We start from the raw sequence: 15,031 nt of genomic DNA on the forward strand, positions 1-15,031 counted from the left end.
TTGCCAGAAGACACATTTATAATGAATTTTTATACCGCAGTGCTACCAAATTAGTGGCTGGCGAAAATTAGTTTTTTTAGTATCTTTACGAAATGAGAAGCAGATTGAAATTCGTATTGATAGTGTTATTGTTGGCTATGGTTTCTTGTTCAAAAGAAGAAGAAACCCCTAATGCAATGCCATTTATTAAAGCGGCTGACATGTCTTATTTGCCTTTAATTGAATCGGAAGGTGGCGTTTTTTATAATAGCCAAATGGTTGCAGAAGATGCCTTGCGAACACTCAAGGAATCTGGATGTAATACCATTCGACTTCGGTTATGGCATTCACCTTCAGACCATCATTCCGGATTTAATGAAGTCAAACTCTTAGCGCAACGTGTAAAGCGTTTAGGGATGAAAGTATGGATAACGGTCCACTATTCTGACACTTGGGCCGATCCCGGTCAGCAAGTAAAACCGTCAGCTTGGCAAAATCTCTCTTTTAATCAATTAAAAATTCAATTTGAGCAGTATACAACTCAAATAGTAACTCAAATTCGTCCCGACATTTTTCAAATAGGAAATGAAATCAACAATGGTTTTGTTTATCCTGAAGGGAATCTTACGAATAACGAGGCTCAATTTCTATTGCTATTGACAAGTGCTAGTAATGTAATTCGAACCCAAAGTCCGTCGACAAAAATCATGTTGCATTATGCAGGAATTCAAGGTGCCTCTTGGTTTTTTTCCAAAACAGCGGCTATTGATTATGATTATATTGGTTTGTCGTATTATCCTGTGTGGCACGGCACAGATTTGAGCGTTTTACAACAAACGCTAACTTCTTTGGGGCAAACGTATTCCAAAAAAGTACTGATTGCAGAAACCTCCTATCCATTTACTTTGGGTTGGAACGACTGGACTAATAATGTGCTCGGTCAATTAAATCAATTGCATCCTAATTATCCAGCAACTTTAGACGGTCAAAAAAACTTTCTTCATCAAATTAAGTCAACGATACAGCAAACACCAAATGGTATTGGTTTTTGTTATTGGGGTGCTGAATGGATTGCTTTTAGAGGAACTCAGGCCTCAAATGGTTCTTCCTGGGAAAATCAAGCTTTATGGGATTTTACACATAAAGCAGTTCCGGCAATGACTGTTTTTAAATAAATTAACATTTATTTACAAGTCAATCCCACTACATTTGTTTCGATTTATTTTTTTACTTTGGAAAACATTACTTTTAAAATATTCAATTCTACTGCTGCCTTGCCTGAGCAATGGGATCAAGTGGCACAACAAAATGTTTTTTTGCAAACGCCTTATTTGTCGGTTTTGGAACGATCTGCACCTACAAATATGCAGTGTTTTTATATTGGTATTTTTGAAAAGTCTGAATTAATAGGTGTTGCTTTGGCACAATATCTTGATTTAAATGTCTTGGAATCCTTCGGAGAACGTGATAAGTGCATCAAAACAATGATTCGCAATTATATCTTCAAAAATTTTGCTTCACACACCCTATTTTTGGGAAACAATATGATAACTGGTCAAAACGGTTATGTGTTTTCTAAAGAAATTGATTTTAAGTGTATGAGTGAAATATTATTACAAAGTGCCGATGAGATCATTTCATATTTCAAGAAAAAAGGAGTTGCCATTCACTTGGTTTCTTTTAAGGATTTTTATCAAAATTGTGCTGTCAAATTAAGAGCGTATGATTTTAGTAGAATGTATGAATTTACTGCCCAGCCCAACATGATTTTGTATCGAAATGAAAATTGGACTACTGAAGAAAATTATACCGCTGCTTTGTCAAAAAAATATCGAGATCAATTCAAACGTGCACGAAAGAAATTTGAAGGGATTCAAGTAAAAAACCTCAGCTACGAAGATGTATTAGTGCAAGAAGATGCCCTTTACTCATTATATTATTATGTGGCAAAAAATGCGCCCTTTAATACGTTTTTCTTGTCAAAGGATCATTTTTCAACCTTAAAAGGACAATGCGGTAATCGTTTTCAGATTTTTGGATATTATAGCGCTGATAAGTTAGTCGGTTTCCATACCTTGTTGTTGAATGAGGAAACGCTTGAAACTTATTTTTTAGGATATGATGAGACCATACAAAAAGAAAATATGCTGTATTTAAACATGTTGTACAATATGACTAAATATGGCATAGAAAATGGATTCAATCGCATTATTTTTGGTCGAACAGCACTAGAGATCAAAAGTTCGGTTGGTGCGATACCCGTTCAAATGTCGGGTTTTATTTATCACACCCATCCATGGATCAATCGGTTCATGGAAATAATTTTCAAACAACTCGAACCTAAATCACAATGGCAACAACGCCATCCATTTAAATAAAGAAAATCCCGAATTTATTCGGGATTTTCTTTATAATTTATTTTCTAAACTTGACCAGCCACCGCCATTTATGCAGTCAATACCGTGTTGCTTTAAGATGGAAGTAGCTTGTGCACTTCGCATTCCTGAGCGACAACAAGCGATAATTGGTTTGTTCCATTTTTTGATGGTTTCAATATTGCCATTTATTATTTGTAAGGCAATATTTTTTGAACCTTTAATGTGTCCTTCATTAAATTCATCGGGTGTTCTTACATCTAAAATAATTGCTCCCTTTTGAACATAGTCTTGGACGTCGTTTGCTTTGTTTCCTATTCCTAAAAAATCTAATAATCCCATACGTTTTTTTTTACAAAGATAGATTCGTTTTTTATTGCGTTCAGTAACAAAAGTTACTAAAGTGTCGCAGGGGAATTTTCAACTAGTAATTCCAATCCATTGGTAATTAAATGAGCGATTTCGGGACGTTTAATCTTTATGTTTTCTAAATGATCAATTACTTTGTTTTCTAAAGTCTTGTCATTTATTTTGTGGGCCAATTCTACTATTTCAACAGACAGTAACCAATCATTCGGATGATTTGCTACCACGGATTCAAATACGGATGCTAAAGTGGTATCCGATATGTTTTTTTCGCGTAGGTTTCGAACAGTGGCGTACAATTTTTCTAATTCGGCTCTTTCAAGCGACTTTTTTTGTTTAATCGTTTGTGATGCGGGAACATGATTGATCAAATCAAAACTAGCTGCATCGGCAGGGCCAGAAAAAGCAGCAATCACTTTTTTACCCACAGCCATATCGTAAATGCCCCATTCGGGTTGGAATAATATAGTATCGTTATGTGTAACCGTACAGTTTTTAAATTTTATGATTAATATTTCGCCTTGTAAATTTCGAGAACCGGTGATTATTTCTCCACTTACCGTAATATTTCCTTCAAATTCTAAGGTGACTTTTTCACCTTCATAAATGGCATAGGCATTTAAGTCTCTTGGACTCATTTCTTCAATGGCTAAATTAATGCCTTTGAGTTTTCCAATGGGGGATCCATATCCTTCTGCATGGTATTCCGTTCCGTGTCCAACCAATTCTTTTTCACGATAGGAGAGTGCTGTTTTTCCGGTTGTTTGAATGTAAACCGGTTTTCCATCTTCTTCGATTACGTTTGAAAAAGTACCTGAAATTTGCAATCCTGTACTTAATTCGATGGTCCCAAGTGATTTTGATTGAATTAATTTTTTTATTCCTGATAGACCACCTGTTCGCAACGCCATTTTGCTTGCAAATTCTTCTAATACCTGACTTAAATGGGCAAAATCGGGTGTAACATATAATTGAGGTTGAGGTTTTGTTATGTCAAAACTAGTATCTGCAGCCGAAATATCGTAAGGTATTTTCTTTACATTATCGGTCATGCACCAAGCGCTTTCTCCAATGGAGGAAAGAAGACCTGCACCATAAATTTTTGGATTGTCAATAGTCCCAATTAAACCATATTCTACAGTCCACCAATGTAAGTTTCTAATGCGAGACATCTCAGATAATTCTCCCATGTTATTTTGTAAGTAATCAACTTGCTCTTCTGCTTTTTTAATGTCGGCTTCTGGAGTTCCTTCTGCTTCTTTTAAAATAGATAACAATCGAATCGCTTCATACAATTCGTAATCCCTAGCTGAGGATATGGCCTTACAACCAATTTCTCCAAAACGTCTTAAATATTCTGCGTATTCAGGATTAGCAATTATGGGAGCATGGCCAGCACCCTCATGAATAATATCGGGAGCAGGAGTGTATTCTATATGTTCTAGTTGGCGTATGTCGCATGCAATTACTAATACATTATAAGCTTGGAATTCCATAAATGCATTAGGGGGTATAAAACCATCAACTGCTACTGCCGCCCAACCAATCGCTTTCAATATGCGATTCATTCCATACATATTCGGAATGTTGTCAATTTCTAAGCCGGTTTTTTCTAGACCTTCTAAGTAGGAATTGTGTGCTACTTTTGAAAGGTAATCTACATTCTTGCGCATCACATAGCGCCATACCGCTTGATTTATTGGCGTATAATCTTCATAAACTTGTGGTTTGATGAATTGTTTTAAATGATTGGGTAATCGTTCGATAAGCGGATTGCTTTCAAAATGCGTTTCCATAATAGTATTCGTGATGTTTGATGTAAAATTACGAATTTTTTAGAGTAATATTGATAATTTATTGATTCAAAATTTTTTCTAAATGAAAAGCTATTTTAATAGAAATAGCTTTGTTTAGTTTTACAAATTAATTATTTTTCTTGGGGGGGTATTGCTCTAGTATTTTCGATACAAATTCTTTGATTCGAGCCTCTTTTTTTTCGGTATTTTTTGTGAGGTAACCACTTCCTTCTCCTTGCCAAATTAGTTCCTTAGTTTTAGCATCTATAATGTCAATAAAAAGGGTGCCAACAGGGGTTGTAGTAACATTCGAAAAGCCTACGCCCCAATAAGGATTCCATCCCCATCCCCATCCAAAATTTTGGGACACATCCACTCTTTCTTTTTCTTTCGTAAATATACTAATCAAAAGGTCGGGATTTTCAGATTTGGTAATTCCTTTAGCAGGCAATACTTCATCAATTGCATTTAAAATTCTTTTTTTGTCTAAATCTGAAATTTCTGCTTTATCAATACCACTTTTCAAATAGGCGTAGGTCTTGTAATTTGAAAATGAAGATTTTGAATCATAATCGGCATTTACATGAACAGAACTGCAAGATGTAAGGGTAATAACAAAAAACAATGCCAAGAGTTTAAGGGTTTTCATACGAATTAATTTTTAGGGTTAATTTTATCAATTACTAATTTAATAAGTCGTCGCTAACTGCATTTGGAAGTGTTACTTTTAATAAAGGTTGGGCTTCCATAGCTCGTTTTATTGCAAAAATAGCCCCTTCGTTGCGGGCCCAACTTCTTCTTGAAATGCCATTATTTACATCCCAAAACAACATCGATTCCAAGCGTTTTGACGCTTCTTTAGTTCCGTCAAGAACCATGCCAAATCCACCATTAATTACCTCACCCCAGCCAACGCCTCCGCCATTATGAATGGAAACCCATGTGGCGCCTCTAAAACTGTCTCCAATGACATTTTGAATGGCCATATCCGCAGTAAAACGCGATCCATCATAAATATTTGAAGTTTCTCTGTACGGTGAATCTGTTCCGGAAACGTCGTGATGATCACGGCCTAAAATTATGTATCCAATTTTACCACGAGCAATAGCTTGATTAAATGCTTCCGCAATTTTAACTCGGCCCTCGGCATCAGCATATAAAATGCGGGCCTGTGAACCTACCACTAATTTATTTTCTTGCGCTCCTTTGATCCATTGGATGTTATCGGCCATTTGTTGTTGAATGTCGATAGGAGAGTTCAGCATCATTTCTTCTAATACGGCACACGCAATAGCATCTGTTTTTGCTAAATCTTCTGGTTTTCCCGAAGCACAAACCCATCGAAATGGGCCAAAACCATAATCAAAACACATCGGTCCCATAATGTCTTGAACATAACTTGGATATTTAAAGTCGATATGATTGGTAGCCATTACATCAGCACCTGCTCGCGAAGCTTCTAATAAAAAGGCATTTCCATAATCAAAGAAATAGGTACCTTTTACAGTATGTTTGTTGATGGCAGCTGCATGTCGACGTAAGGTTTTTTGAACTTCTTCTTTGAATTTTTCTGGAGCTGTTGCCATCAGTTCATTCGATTGCTCAAAGCTATATCCAATTGGATAATAGCCTCCCGCCCAAGGATTGTGTAAGGAGGTTTGATCCGATCCCAAATCGATATGGATATTTTCTTGATCAAATCGCTCCCATACTTCCACGATATTTCCCAAATAGGCGATAGAAACTACTTCTTTGTTTTCCAAAGCTTTTCGTACACGAGTGACCAGTAATGCAAGATCCTCAACAATTTCGTGGATCCAACCTTGTTCGTGTCTAATTTTTGTAATTTTTGGGTTGACTTCGGCACATACCGTGACGCAACCAGCAATAGTTCCAGCTTTTGGTTGGGCACCACTCATGCCGCCTAAACCCGAAGTTACAAATAAACCGCCTTTTGGGGATTTTTTTATTTTTCGGAATCCGTTTAAAACGGTAATTGTAGTTCCATGAACAATACCTTGCGGACCAATGTACATATAACTTCCAGCGGTCATTTGACCGTATTGTGAAACACCTAATGCATTCATTTTTTCCCAATCATCGGGCTTGGAATAGTTCGGAATTACCATTCCGTTGGTTACAACTACACGCGGCGCTTCCTTGTGAGATGGGAATAATCCCATGGGATGCCCAGAATACATGGCCAAGGTTTGTTCGTCGGTCATTTCGGCCAAATAGCTCATGGTTAAACGGTATTGCGCCCAATTTTGAAATACTGCTCCGTTTCCACCATAGGTAATTAATTCATGCGGGTGTTGTGCTACAGCATAATCCAAATTGTTCTGAATCATCAACATGATTGCTTTTGCTTGCTCTGATTTTCCTGGGTATTCCGATATGGGTCGCGCTTTCATTTCGTAATCGGGACGAAAACGATACATATAAATGCGGCCATAGGTTTCTAATTCTTCTCTAAATTCAGGCAGCAATTCTGCATGATGTTTTGCATCAAAATAACGTAAGGCATTTTTTAGTGCTAATTTTTTCTCTTCATCCGAAAGAATTTTTTTTCGAATTGGCGCATGATTTATTTCGGTTTCATAAGGTTTTGGTTGCGGTAAAACCGACGGTATTCCCTCTGTAATTTGTTCTTGAAATGTCATTATTCTTGATTTTAGATTTTCGGATTTTAGATGTTCAGATTCTAGGACTGAATATCTTTAATCTATTTATCTTATTTCTTGGTTGTTCCCGTTTTTTTATCAAATCCATATGGACAATGGCGACAACCGCTTTTACAACAATGCCCTCGTTTCAAATGGTATTGTGCCGTAAAGCATTTATAGCCTTCGGGAGTGTAATAGAAATCTTCTCCTTCTTTTAAATTATTTGGATCTATTTTATTGTTCATAGCTACAAATTTAGGAACTTTGCAGCAAATGATTGTATTAGTTTTTAAATATTTACATGACGAAACAATTATTTTTATGTATGAAATCAAGTAACCAAAATATACCGATTCATTTTCCTAATGGAATTGAACTTTTTATCAAAAGAGACGATTTGTTGCATCCTGTAATTTCTGGGAATAAATTCCGAAAATTAAAATATAATTTAGCAGAAGCAAAACGATTAGGATATAAAAAATTACTCACTTTTGGCGGGGCTTTTTCAAATCATATTGTTGCGGTTGCAGGTGCCGGAAAGGAATTTGGTTTTGAAACTATTGGAATTATTCGAGGGGAAGAATTACGCGATAAAATTGGAGAAAATTCTTCATTACAATTTGCTCAAGAGCACGGAATGCAATTTCAGTTTACAGATCGAACAAACTATCGTGATAAAACATCTACCGAGTTCTTATTAAAATTACAAGAAATATTTGGTTCGTTTTATCTCATTCCAGAAGGAGGAACCAATGAATGGGCTATAAAAGGCTGTGAAGAAATACTTACTGCTGAAGACAAAATTGAATTTTCGCACATTTGTTGTGCTGTAGGAACGGCAGGCACCCTATCGGGGATTATAAATTCTTCAAACGAAAACCAACAAATTATTGGATTTTCTTCTCTAAAAGGTAGTTTTTTATCTGAGGTAATTTGTAATTTTGCACAACAAAAGAATTGGAGTGTTATCGAATCCTATCATTTTGGTGGATACGGAAAGGTTACTGATGAATTAATTTGCTTTATGAATGCGTTTTATGATAAATACCAAGTGCCTTTAGATCCAATCTATACAGGAAAAATGATGTTTGGTATCTTGGATTTAATCGAGCAAAATTATTTTCCACCCCATTCAAAAATACTGGCCATCCATACAGGAGGATTGCAAGGAATTACAGGGATCAATCAAAGATTACAAGCAAAAAATAAAGAAATATTACACTATAATGGTTAAAAAAATTGGATTACTTTTTGTTACTTTATTAGTGCTGAGTTGTACAAGTACAAAATCGGTAGTGAGAACAACATCAACTTCTAAGGCAACTTCGATCAAGAAAAAAGAAACTTCAGCGAACAAAGCCGTTGTTTCTCAAACGCCAAATAATTCGACCCCAACCAAAAAAAATGGCGCTGAAATTGATTTGGTAGCTACTTCAAACGTAAGAACTTACGAGGAAGAAATCAAGTTATATATTGCTAACTTCAATGAAATTGCCAAACAAAATATGAAATCTCATGGGGTTCCAGCGAGTATTACTTTGGCGCAGGGAATTCTAGAATCGGGAGCAGGAAAGGGGAAGTTAGCTCTTTCGGCAAACAATCATTTTGGAATCAAATGCCATAAAGGATGGACGGGAGAAAGTGTTAAGCACGACGATGATGCCGAACAAGAATGCTTTCGAAAATACGAACAACCTCAAGAATCATATAAAGACCATTCTTTGTTTTTAACCTCACGACCCCGATATGCGTCCCTTTTTAGACTAGACAAAGGGGATTATCAGTCATGGGCCAAGGGATTAAAGGCTGCAGGCTATGCTACAGATGTAAAATATCCTGACAAATTGATTGGATTAATTGAGCGTTTTGAATTGTATAAGTTTGATAATGAAGTTTTGCAACGCAATTATATTCCGGTTAAAAAAGATCCGTTGGTAGAAATTTCTGAGGGCTATTATACCATACAACAAGGGGATACTTTGTATTCGTTGTCAAAAAAATTCAATCAATCTGTCGAAGAATTGCAAAAGATGAATAATTTATCCAGTGCAACAATTTCAATCGGACAAAAAATAAAAATAAAATAATGGAATACAAAAGAAGTAGTGAGTTGTTTGTCGAGGCCAATAAAGTGATTCCCGGTGGCGTTAATTCACCAGTAAGAGCCTTTAAAGGAGTGGGAGGGACACCTATTTTTGTAAAAGAAGCCAAAGGAGCCTATTTATATGACGAAGATGGGAATCAACTCATTGATTATATTAACTCTTGGGGGCCTATGATTTTAGGCCATGCCTATGAACCTGTGGTTCAGGCTGTAATTGAAAAAGCAAAAAAAGGCACTTCTTTTGGAATGCCCACCGAATTGGAAACCCAAATTGCCAAGTTAGCTGTTTCAATGGTACCCAATATTGATAAAATACGTTTTGTAAATTCGGGTACAGAAGCTTGTATGAGTGCTATTCGATTGGCACGTGGTTACACCCATCGCGATAAAATAATTAAATTTTCGGGTTGCTATCATGGGCACTCCGATTCTTTTTTAATAGCAGCAGGAAGTGGATTGAGTACGTTTGGTGTACCCAATAGTCCTGGTGTGACAGAAGGAACCGCAAAAGACACCTTATTAGCAGCTTATAATGATCTTGAGAATGTAAAAGCACTATTTGAAGCCAATAAAAATGAGATTGCTGCCCTAATAATTGAACCTGTGGCCGGTAACATGGGATGTATTCCGCCTGTAGAAGGGTTTTTAGAAGGTTTGCGAGCGCTTTGTTCTGAAAACGGAACCTTGCTTATTTTTGATGAGGTAATGACTGGATTTCGCCTTGCAAAAGGTGGTGCCCAAGAGTTGTATGGTGTAACTGCAGATATCGTTTGCTTTGGAAAAGTAATTGGTGGAGGTTTGCCAGTAGGGGCATTTGCTGCACGTTCAGCAATTATGAATCATTTAGCGCCACTTGGTCCAGTATATCAGGCAGGAACGTTATCTGGAAATCCATTGGCTATGGCAGCCGGATTAGAAATGCTTAAAGCATTAAATGCAGATGATGAAATTTTTAATCGATTAGCTGAAAAAACTGCCTATTTAGAAAACGGAATTAAAAAAGTTTTATCGGAAGCAAATGTTATTCATACAATAAATAGGGTAGGATCAATGATTTCAGTTCATTTTGATGCCAATCCTGTCTATGATTTTGCAACGGCTAAAAACGGAGATAATGATACATTTAAGAAGTTTTTTCACGGTTTACTAAAGCGAGGCGTATATATTGCCCCTTCGGCTTATGAAACTTGGTTCATCACTGATGCTTTAACGTATGAAGATTTAGATTTTACAATTAAAGCAATTGCAGAAACAGCAAAAGAGTTATAAAAAAATGTCCCAAACGGGACATTTTTTAATACAATAAATCGTTATACAAGACCTTATTTTTTTTAATTTTAGCATATTGTTCCGGAAGAAAGATTCCTTTTAATTTATCATCGATAGTTATTGCAATTTCTTCTTTTCTTTCAGGAGATTTAAGTACTGTTTCATGTTTGTATAGTAACAGACTATTTATCGTAATCGCTAAATTGTTATCTATTTCAATTACTTTCATAAGGGAATTTAACTCATTTTTTGCCAATACATTCGGATCTTTTAGTTTTGTATCTTGAGCCGAAGCACTAGTGATACATGCAAAAAACAATACCATTCCAAAGAATATCTTTTTCATACTTAATTTATTAAAATTTTGATATTCAAATCTACTAGTTTTTTTTGGATATCCAAAAAAAAGATAAAAAACTATTGTTTTGCTTGGTATTGGTGCTTTTTGTGACGCATTTTACCTTTCCGTTGGTGCTGTTTTGCTTCCCACTTTTTGAATTGCTCTTCGCTCAAGATTTTCTTCATTTTTGATCTGAATTCAATTTGAGCATCAAGTTGTTGTAATTTTTTTTCAAATTTTTCAGTTGCTGTCGGTTTTTCACCTTTCTCTTTTTTGGTTTTTTCTGCCAATTGATGCGTAGCTTTTCTTTGTGCCCTTTCTAAAAGGAGTGCTTTAATTTCTTCTTGTTGCTTTTGGTTTAAGTCAAGTGATAAGGTCAATTTTTTTATAAGGAGTGTTGCTTGTTGATCTGGGCTCATTTTTTCAACAGCTCCTTTTTTCTCTTGAGCGAAGGTTAGTAGGGAAAGGACTAATGTTAAGATTAAGAATACTTTTTTCATCGGGACATAATTTTATGATTTTCAGTAAGACATCGTCCTATTAAAAAGGTTTAAAAAAAATGTTATAAAAAAAGGGACTCAATTGAGTCCCTTTTTTTATTTTCCTAAATATTCTGCAATTTTATTTTCGCCATCGACTGTAATCTTCATCAAGCCGTGTTTGCTAATACCTTTGCTGGCAGCATCCCATTTTTTTCCGCTTAAATCAGCTTTTATTTTTAAGTCGCCAATTGAAATACCTTCGTTAGCTTTTAAAATTTCAATGATGTGTTTTTCATCTTCCGTTAATTCAGGACCTTTTTTCTCTGGTCGCATTTGAGGGAAAAACAATACTTCTTGAATTGATGGATTATTTGTTAAGAACATGATTAATCGGTCCATTCCAATTCCTAAACCCGAAGTTGGAGGCATGCCATATTCTAAAGCGCGTAAGAAATCTTCATCAATAATTCCATTGGCTTCATCATCACCTTTTTCGGCCAGAGCCATTTGCGCTTCAAAACGTTCGCGTTGATCAATAGGATCGTTCAATTCTGAATACGCATTTGCAATTTCTTTTCCACAAACCATCAACTCAAAACGCTCTGTTAATTCAGGATTATCTCGGTGTGATTTACATAAAGGCGACATTTCTTTTGGATAGTCAGTAATGAAAGTAGGTTGAATGAAATTGCCTTCGCATTTTTCACCAAAAATTTCATCAATTAACTTTCCTTTACCCATCGTGTCATTTACTTCGATTCCCATTGATTTAGCAGCTTCACGCAATTCGTCTTCCGATTTTCCTGTAATGTCAAAACCTGTAAATTGTTTGATGGCATCGGTCATCGTAACTCTTGCATAAGGTGCTTTGAAATTTACTTTATGTTCGCCAAAAGTAGCTTCGGTTGTTCCGTTTACTTGTAAAGCGCAATATTCTAGTAAATTTTCGGTCATTTTCATCATCCAGTTGTAGTCTTTGTAAGCTACATAAATTTCCATCGCGGTAAATTCTGGGTTGTGGGTTCTGTCCATTCCTTCGTTACGGAAGTTTTTCGAAAATTCATAAACCCCATCAAATCCACCAACGATTAATCTTTTCAAATACAATTCGTTAGCAATTCGCATGTATAATGGAATGTCTAAACTGTTGTGATGTGTTATGAACGGACGCGCAGCAGCTCCTCCCGGAATGGATTGTAAAACTGGAGTTTCTACTTCCATATAACCGGCGTCATTGAAAAACGTACGCATAGCGTTGAACAATTTTGTTCGTTTCATAAAAACGTCTTTCACTTGCGGATTTACCACTAAATCGACATAACGCATGCGGTAACGCAATTCGGGATCGGTAAAGGCGTCAAATACATTTCCTTCTTCGTCTGTTTTTGGCAACGGAAGCGGTTTCAATGTTTTGCTCAATATTTTAAAAGCATCCACGCGAACGCACATGGCGCCAACTTTCGTCATGAATAATTCACCTTCAACTCCAATAAAATCACCTAAATCGGTTAGTTTTTTAAAAACCTGATTGTAAAGCGTTTTGTCTTCGCCTTGGCAAAGCATATCGCGATTAAAATACAATTGGATTCTTCCTTCACTGTCTTGTAATTCGGCAAACGAAGCTTTTCCTTGATCTCGAACACTCATCAAACGTCCGGCTAATATAACCTTCTTGCTTTCTTCAAAAGTTGCCTTCACTTGCTTTGACGTGTGATTCACCGGAAATAAATCCGCTGGATAAGGGTTAATTCCTAATTCGCGTAAAGCGTTTAGTTTGTCTCTTCTGATGATTTCTTGTTCCGAAAGTTGCATAGTATCGTATTTTAACGTGCAAAGATAATTTATTTTGTTTCAAGTTCAAAAGTTTCGTAATTCGTAATTCGTAATTCGGGAATCGAGTTACGAGTTACGAGTTTCATCCTCCATCCTTCATCCTTCATCACCCATCACCCATCACCCAACACCCATCCTCCATCACCCATCCTCCATCACCCATCACCCAACACCCATCATCAAAAAACTATTCGTATCTTTGCATCACTTTTTAAAACACAATTTCTGTTATCATGAACAAAAAAGTCCAACTTCAAGATTTAGGTGCAAAAGATTACAAAGAGACTTGGGATTACCAAGAAACGTTGTTTAAAGAAATTGTGGACATTAAAATTCAAAATAGACAATCCAACTCCCAACTTCCAACGCCCAACTTTCTTCTCTATGTAGCGCATCCGCATGTGTATACGTTAGGTAAAAGTGGAGATGTATCTAATTTATTACTTTCCGAAAAACAATTGGCAGCTAAAGGGGCTACTTTTTATAAAATCAATAGGGGAGGTGATATTACCTATCACGGACCGGGGCAAATTGTGGGTTATCCTATTTTAGATTTAGAAAACTTTTTTACCGACATTCATCAATATTTACGATTTTTAGAAGAAGCCATTATTTTAACCTTAGCCGAATATGGATTACACGCTACCAGAAGTGAAGGCGAAACTGGTGTTTGGTTTGATGTGGGTACTCCGTTTGCCCGAAAAATTTGCGCTATGGGTGTTCGTGCTTCTCGTTGGGTAACCATGCACGGGTTTGCTTTGAACGTCAATGCCGATTTGGGTTACTTTGACAATATTATTCCGTGTGGTATAAAAGGTAAGGCAGTTACTTCAATGCATGTTGAATTGAATGGCACGGTGGATGAAAACGAAGTGAAAGCAAAAATTCTGAAGCATTTCCAAAATTTATTCGAAGCCGAGATTGTCATTTCAACAATATAAATCCAAATTTATAAGTCAAAAGAAAGTTGCTCGGGTAGCAATCGAAAACTCATGCGATGGTATTTGCAAGGACCAAATAGTTGAATGGCTTTTCTGTGTTCTTTTGTGGGATAGCCTTTGTTTTTGTTCCAATGGTACATCGGAAATTCTTCGTGAATTTTATCCATATAAGCATCGCGATAGGTTTTTGCTAAAATCGAGGCAGCAGCAATGCTTAAAAATTTACTATCTCCTTTAATTATACTAGTGCTTGGAATAGCTTTCAAAAGTTCAATTTCATCAGCCGAAAAGATTTTTCCAGTTTTTTGTTTCATGCCTAATTTTCCATTCAAGGGTCTGTTACCGTCTACTATGATATAGTTGGGTAACGGATTAAGTTGTAGAACGGATTCCTGCATGGCTTTCATGGATGCATTTAAAATATTGATTTCGTCAATTTCTATATTATATATATGTTTAACGGAAAAAGAAAGCGCATTTGCTTCAATAATCGGTTGGAGTTGGCGCCGTACTTTTTCGCTAAGTTGTTTGGAGTCGTTCAGTAATTCGTGATTAAAATCAGCGGGAAGAAGAATTGCGGCAGCCGTAACGGGTCCGGCAAGGCATCCTCTACCGGCTTCATCGGTTCCGCATTCCAATAGTAAATTACTGTAACTTTTACGTAACATTCTTTTTTTTGACAAAAATAAGTATTTCTAACAATCTTACTACTGTATTTTCAACTTTACGATGCGTTTGTTACGGATACTGTTTTTTTATTCTAAAACTTTAACACAAATATTTTTATAATATTCTTTGCTAATATTTGTTTATTTAAGAAATAATTAAGAAGTTTGCGGAATAACTAACTCAAATAAATTTAATATGAGATCGAAGTTCA

15 protein-coding genes are annotated in these 15,031 nt (G+C 36.1%); 6 read left to right on the forward strand and 9 right to left on the reverse strand.

Annotation, left to right across the window (positions count from 1 at the left end; all coding sequences use genetic code 11):
• Positions 1-92 precede the first annotated feature (92 nt).
• Positions 93-1,154, forward strand: coding sequence for an arabinogalactan endo-beta-1,4-galactanase (locus ACIQ6Z_RS06595; RefSeq protein WP_396210128.1), 1,062 nt, complete (start codon positions 93-95; stop codon positions 1,152-1,154).
• A gap of 57 nt (positions 1,155-1,211) precedes the next feature.
• On the forward strand, positions 1,212-2,357 hold the full coding sequence (locus ACIQ6Z_RS06600) for a GNAT family N-acetyltransferase (protein ID WP_396210129.1): 1,146 nt from the start codon (positions 1,212-1,214) through the stop codon (positions 2,355-2,357).
• A gap of 30 nt (positions 2,358-2,387) precedes the next feature.
• Here the strand turns inward: ACIQ6Z_RS06600 and ACIQ6Z_RS06605 are convergent, their stop codons facing one another.
• From ACIQ6Z_RS06605 to ACIQ6Z_RS06625, 5 genes are all read right to left on the reverse strand, one after another.
• Positions 2,388-2,696: a rhodanese-like domain-containing protein gene (locus tag ACIQ6Z_RS06605; protein WP_396210130.1), complete on the reverse strand. Its 309-nt coding sequence runs from the start codon at positions 2,694-2,696 to the stop codon at positions 2,388-2,390.
• Between the two features lie 56 nt (positions 2,697-2,752).
• Positions 2,753-4,516 carry an aromatic amino acid hydroxylase gene (locus ACIQ6Z_RS06610; RefSeq protein ID WP_396210131.1) on the reverse strand — a complete coding sequence of 588 codons (1,764 nt, stop codon included), beginning with the start codon at positions 4,514-4,516 and terminating at the stop codon, positions 2,753-2,755.
• Between the two features lie 127 nt (positions 4,517-4,643).
• Positions 4,644-5,165, reverse strand: coding sequence for a DUF4136 domain-containing protein (locus ACIQ6Z_RS06615; protein ID WP_396210132.1), 522 nt, complete (start codon positions 5,163-5,165; stop codon positions 4,644-4,646).
• A gap of 34 nt (positions 5,166-5,199) precedes the next feature.
• A complete protein-coding gene (locus ACIQ6Z_RS06620) occupies positions 5,200-7,179 on the reverse strand; it encodes a urocanate hydratase (protein ID WP_396210133.1) in 1,980 nt (659 codons plus the stop codon).
• Between the two features lie 71 nt (positions 7,180-7,250).
• Positions 7,251-7,427, reverse strand: coding sequence for a DUF5522 domain-containing protein (locus tag ACIQ6Z_RS06625; protein ID WP_396210134.1), 177 nt, complete (start codon positions 7,425-7,427; stop codon positions 7,251-7,253).
• An 80-nt stretch (positions 7,428-7,507) separates the two neighbouring features.
• Here ACIQ6Z_RS06625 and ACIQ6Z_RS06630 point away from each other — a divergent pair, with 80 nt between their 5' ends.
• Genes ACIQ6Z_RS06630 through hemL form a run of 3 tightly spaced genes read left to right on the forward strand, consistent with a single transcriptional unit; the run spans position 7,508 to position 10,555 of the window.
• The gene (locus ACIQ6Z_RS06630) at positions 7,508-8,416 is read left to right on the forward strand and encodes a 1-aminocyclopropane-1-carboxylate deaminase/D-cysteine desulfhydrase (protein WP_396210135.1); all 909 of its coding nucleotides are present in this window, start codon (positions 7,508-7,510) and stop codon (positions 8,414-8,416) included.
• A complete protein-coding gene (locus ACIQ6Z_RS06635) occupies positions 8,409-9,269 on the forward strand; it encodes a glucosaminidase domain-containing protein (protein WP_396210136.1) in 861 nt (286 codons plus the stop codon). Before ACIQ6Z_RS06630 ends, ACIQ6Z_RS06635 begins: the two co-directional genes overlap by 8 nt.
• A complete protein-coding gene (hemL, locus tag ACIQ6Z_RS06640; protein WP_396210137.1) occupies positions 9,269-10,555 on the forward strand; it encodes a glutamate-1-semialdehyde 2,1-aminomutase in 1,287 nt (428 codons plus the stop codon). The genes ACIQ6Z_RS06635 and hemL overlap by 1 nt, the downstream gene beginning before the upstream one ends.
• Positions 10,556-10,580: 25 nt before the next feature.
• Here hemL and ACIQ6Z_RS06645 read toward each other — a convergent pair whose 3' ends face one another.
• The 3 genes from ACIQ6Z_RS06645 to lysS form a co-directional block, all read right to left on the reverse strand.
• Positions 10,581-10,901 (reverse strand): hypothetical protein, encoded by a 321-nt coding sequence (locus tag ACIQ6Z_RS06645; protein WP_396210138.1) that lies wholly within the window; start codon positions 10,899-10,901, stop codon positions 10,581-10,583.
• Between the two features lie 71 nt (positions 10,902-10,972).
• Positions 10,973-11,395 carry a hypothetical protein gene (locus ACIQ6Z_RS06650; protein ID WP_396210139.1) on the reverse strand — a complete coding sequence of 141 codons (423 nt, stop codon included), beginning with the start codon at positions 11,393-11,395 and terminating at the stop codon, positions 10,973-10,975.
• Positions 11,396-11,491: 96 nt separating this feature from the next.
• Positions 11,492-13,189, reverse strand: a complete 1,698-nt coding sequence (lysS, locus tag ACIQ6Z_RS06655) for a lysine--tRNA ligase (protein ID WP_396210140.1) — start codon at positions 13,187-13,189, stop codon at positions 11,492-11,494.
• Between the two features lie 254 nt (positions 13,190-13,443).
• Between lysS and lipB the strand changes: the two genes are divergently transcribed.
• Positions 13,444-14,151, forward strand: a complete 708-nt coding sequence (lipB, locus tag ACIQ6Z_RS06660) for a lipoyl(octanoyl) transferase LipB (RefSeq protein WP_396210141.1) — start codon at positions 13,444-13,446, stop codon at positions 14,149-14,151.
• A gap of 8 nt (positions 14,152-14,159) precedes the next feature.
• Here lipB and ACIQ6Z_RS06665 read toward each other — a convergent pair whose 3' ends face one another.
• A complete protein-coding gene (locus ACIQ6Z_RS06665; RefSeq protein WP_396210142.1) occupies positions 14,160-14,819 on the reverse strand; it encodes a ribonuclease HII in 660 nt (219 codons plus the stop codon).
• Positions 14,820-15,031: the final 212 nt, after the last annotated feature.

Source organism: Flavobacterium sp. (genome assembly GCF_044376915.1).
Lineage (GTDB): Bacteria > Bacteroidota > Bacteroidia > Flavobacteriales > Flavobacteriaceae > Flavobacterium.

Excerpts from the sequence above, each read along its gene's own strand:
- ACIQ6Z_RS06635 (WP_396210136.1), top strand. The coding sequence starts at position 8,409 with ATGGTTAAAAAAATTGGATTACTTTTTGTTACTTTATTAGTGCTGAGT.
- hemL (WP_396210137.1), top strand. The coding sequence starts at position 9,269 with ATGGAATACAAAAGAAGTAGTGAGTTGTTTGTCGAGGCCAATAAAGTG.
- ACIQ6Z_RS06625 (WP_396210134.1), bottom strand. The coding sequence starts at position 7,427 with ATGAACAATAAAATAGATCCAAATAATTTAAAAGAAGGAGAAGATTTC.
- ACIQ6Z_RS06650 (WP_396210139.1), bottom strand. The coding sequence starts at position 11,395 with ATGAAAAAAGTATTCTTAATCTTAACATTAGTCCTTTCCCTACTAACC.
- ACIQ6Z_RS06665 (WP_396210142.1), bottom strand. The coding sequence starts at position 14,819 with ATGTTACGTAAAAGTTACAGTAATTTACTATTGGAATGCGGAACCGAT.
- lysS (WP_396210140.1), bottom strand. The coding sequence starts at position 13,189 with ATGCAACTTTCGGAACAAGAAATCATCAGAAGAGACAAACTAAACGCT.
- lipB (WP_396210141.1), top strand. The coding sequence starts at position 13,444 with ATGAACAAAAAAGTCCAACTTCAAGATTTAGGTGCAAAAGATTACAAA.
- ACIQ6Z_RS06615 (WP_396210132.1), bottom strand. The coding sequence starts at position 5,165 with ATGAAAACCCTTAAACTCTTGGCATTGTTTTTTGTTATTACCCTTACA.
- ACIQ6Z_RS06605 (WP_396210130.1), bottom strand. The coding sequence starts at position 2,696 with ATGGGATTATTAGATTTTTTAGGAATAGGAAACAAAGCAAACGACGTC.
- ACIQ6Z_RS06645 (WP_396210138.1), bottom strand. The coding sequence starts at position 10,901 with ATGAAAAAGATATTCTTTGGAATGGTATTGTTTTTTGCATGTATCACT.
- ACIQ6Z_RS06620 (WP_396210133.1), bottom strand. The coding sequence starts at position 7,179 with ATGACATTTCAAGAACAAATTACAGAGGGAATACCGTCGGTTTTACCG.
- ACIQ6Z_RS06630 (WP_396210135.1), top strand. The coding sequence starts at position 7,508 with ATGAAATCAAGTAACCAAAATATACCGATTCATTTTCCTAATGGAATT.
- ACIQ6Z_RS06610 (WP_396210131.1), bottom strand. The coding sequence starts at position 4,516 with ATGGAAACGCATTTTGAAAGCAATCCGCTTATCGAACGATTACCCAAT.
- ACIQ6Z_RS06595 (WP_396210128.1), top strand. The coding sequence starts at position 93 with ATGAGAAGCAGATTGAAATTCGTATTGATAGTGTTATTGTTGGCTATG.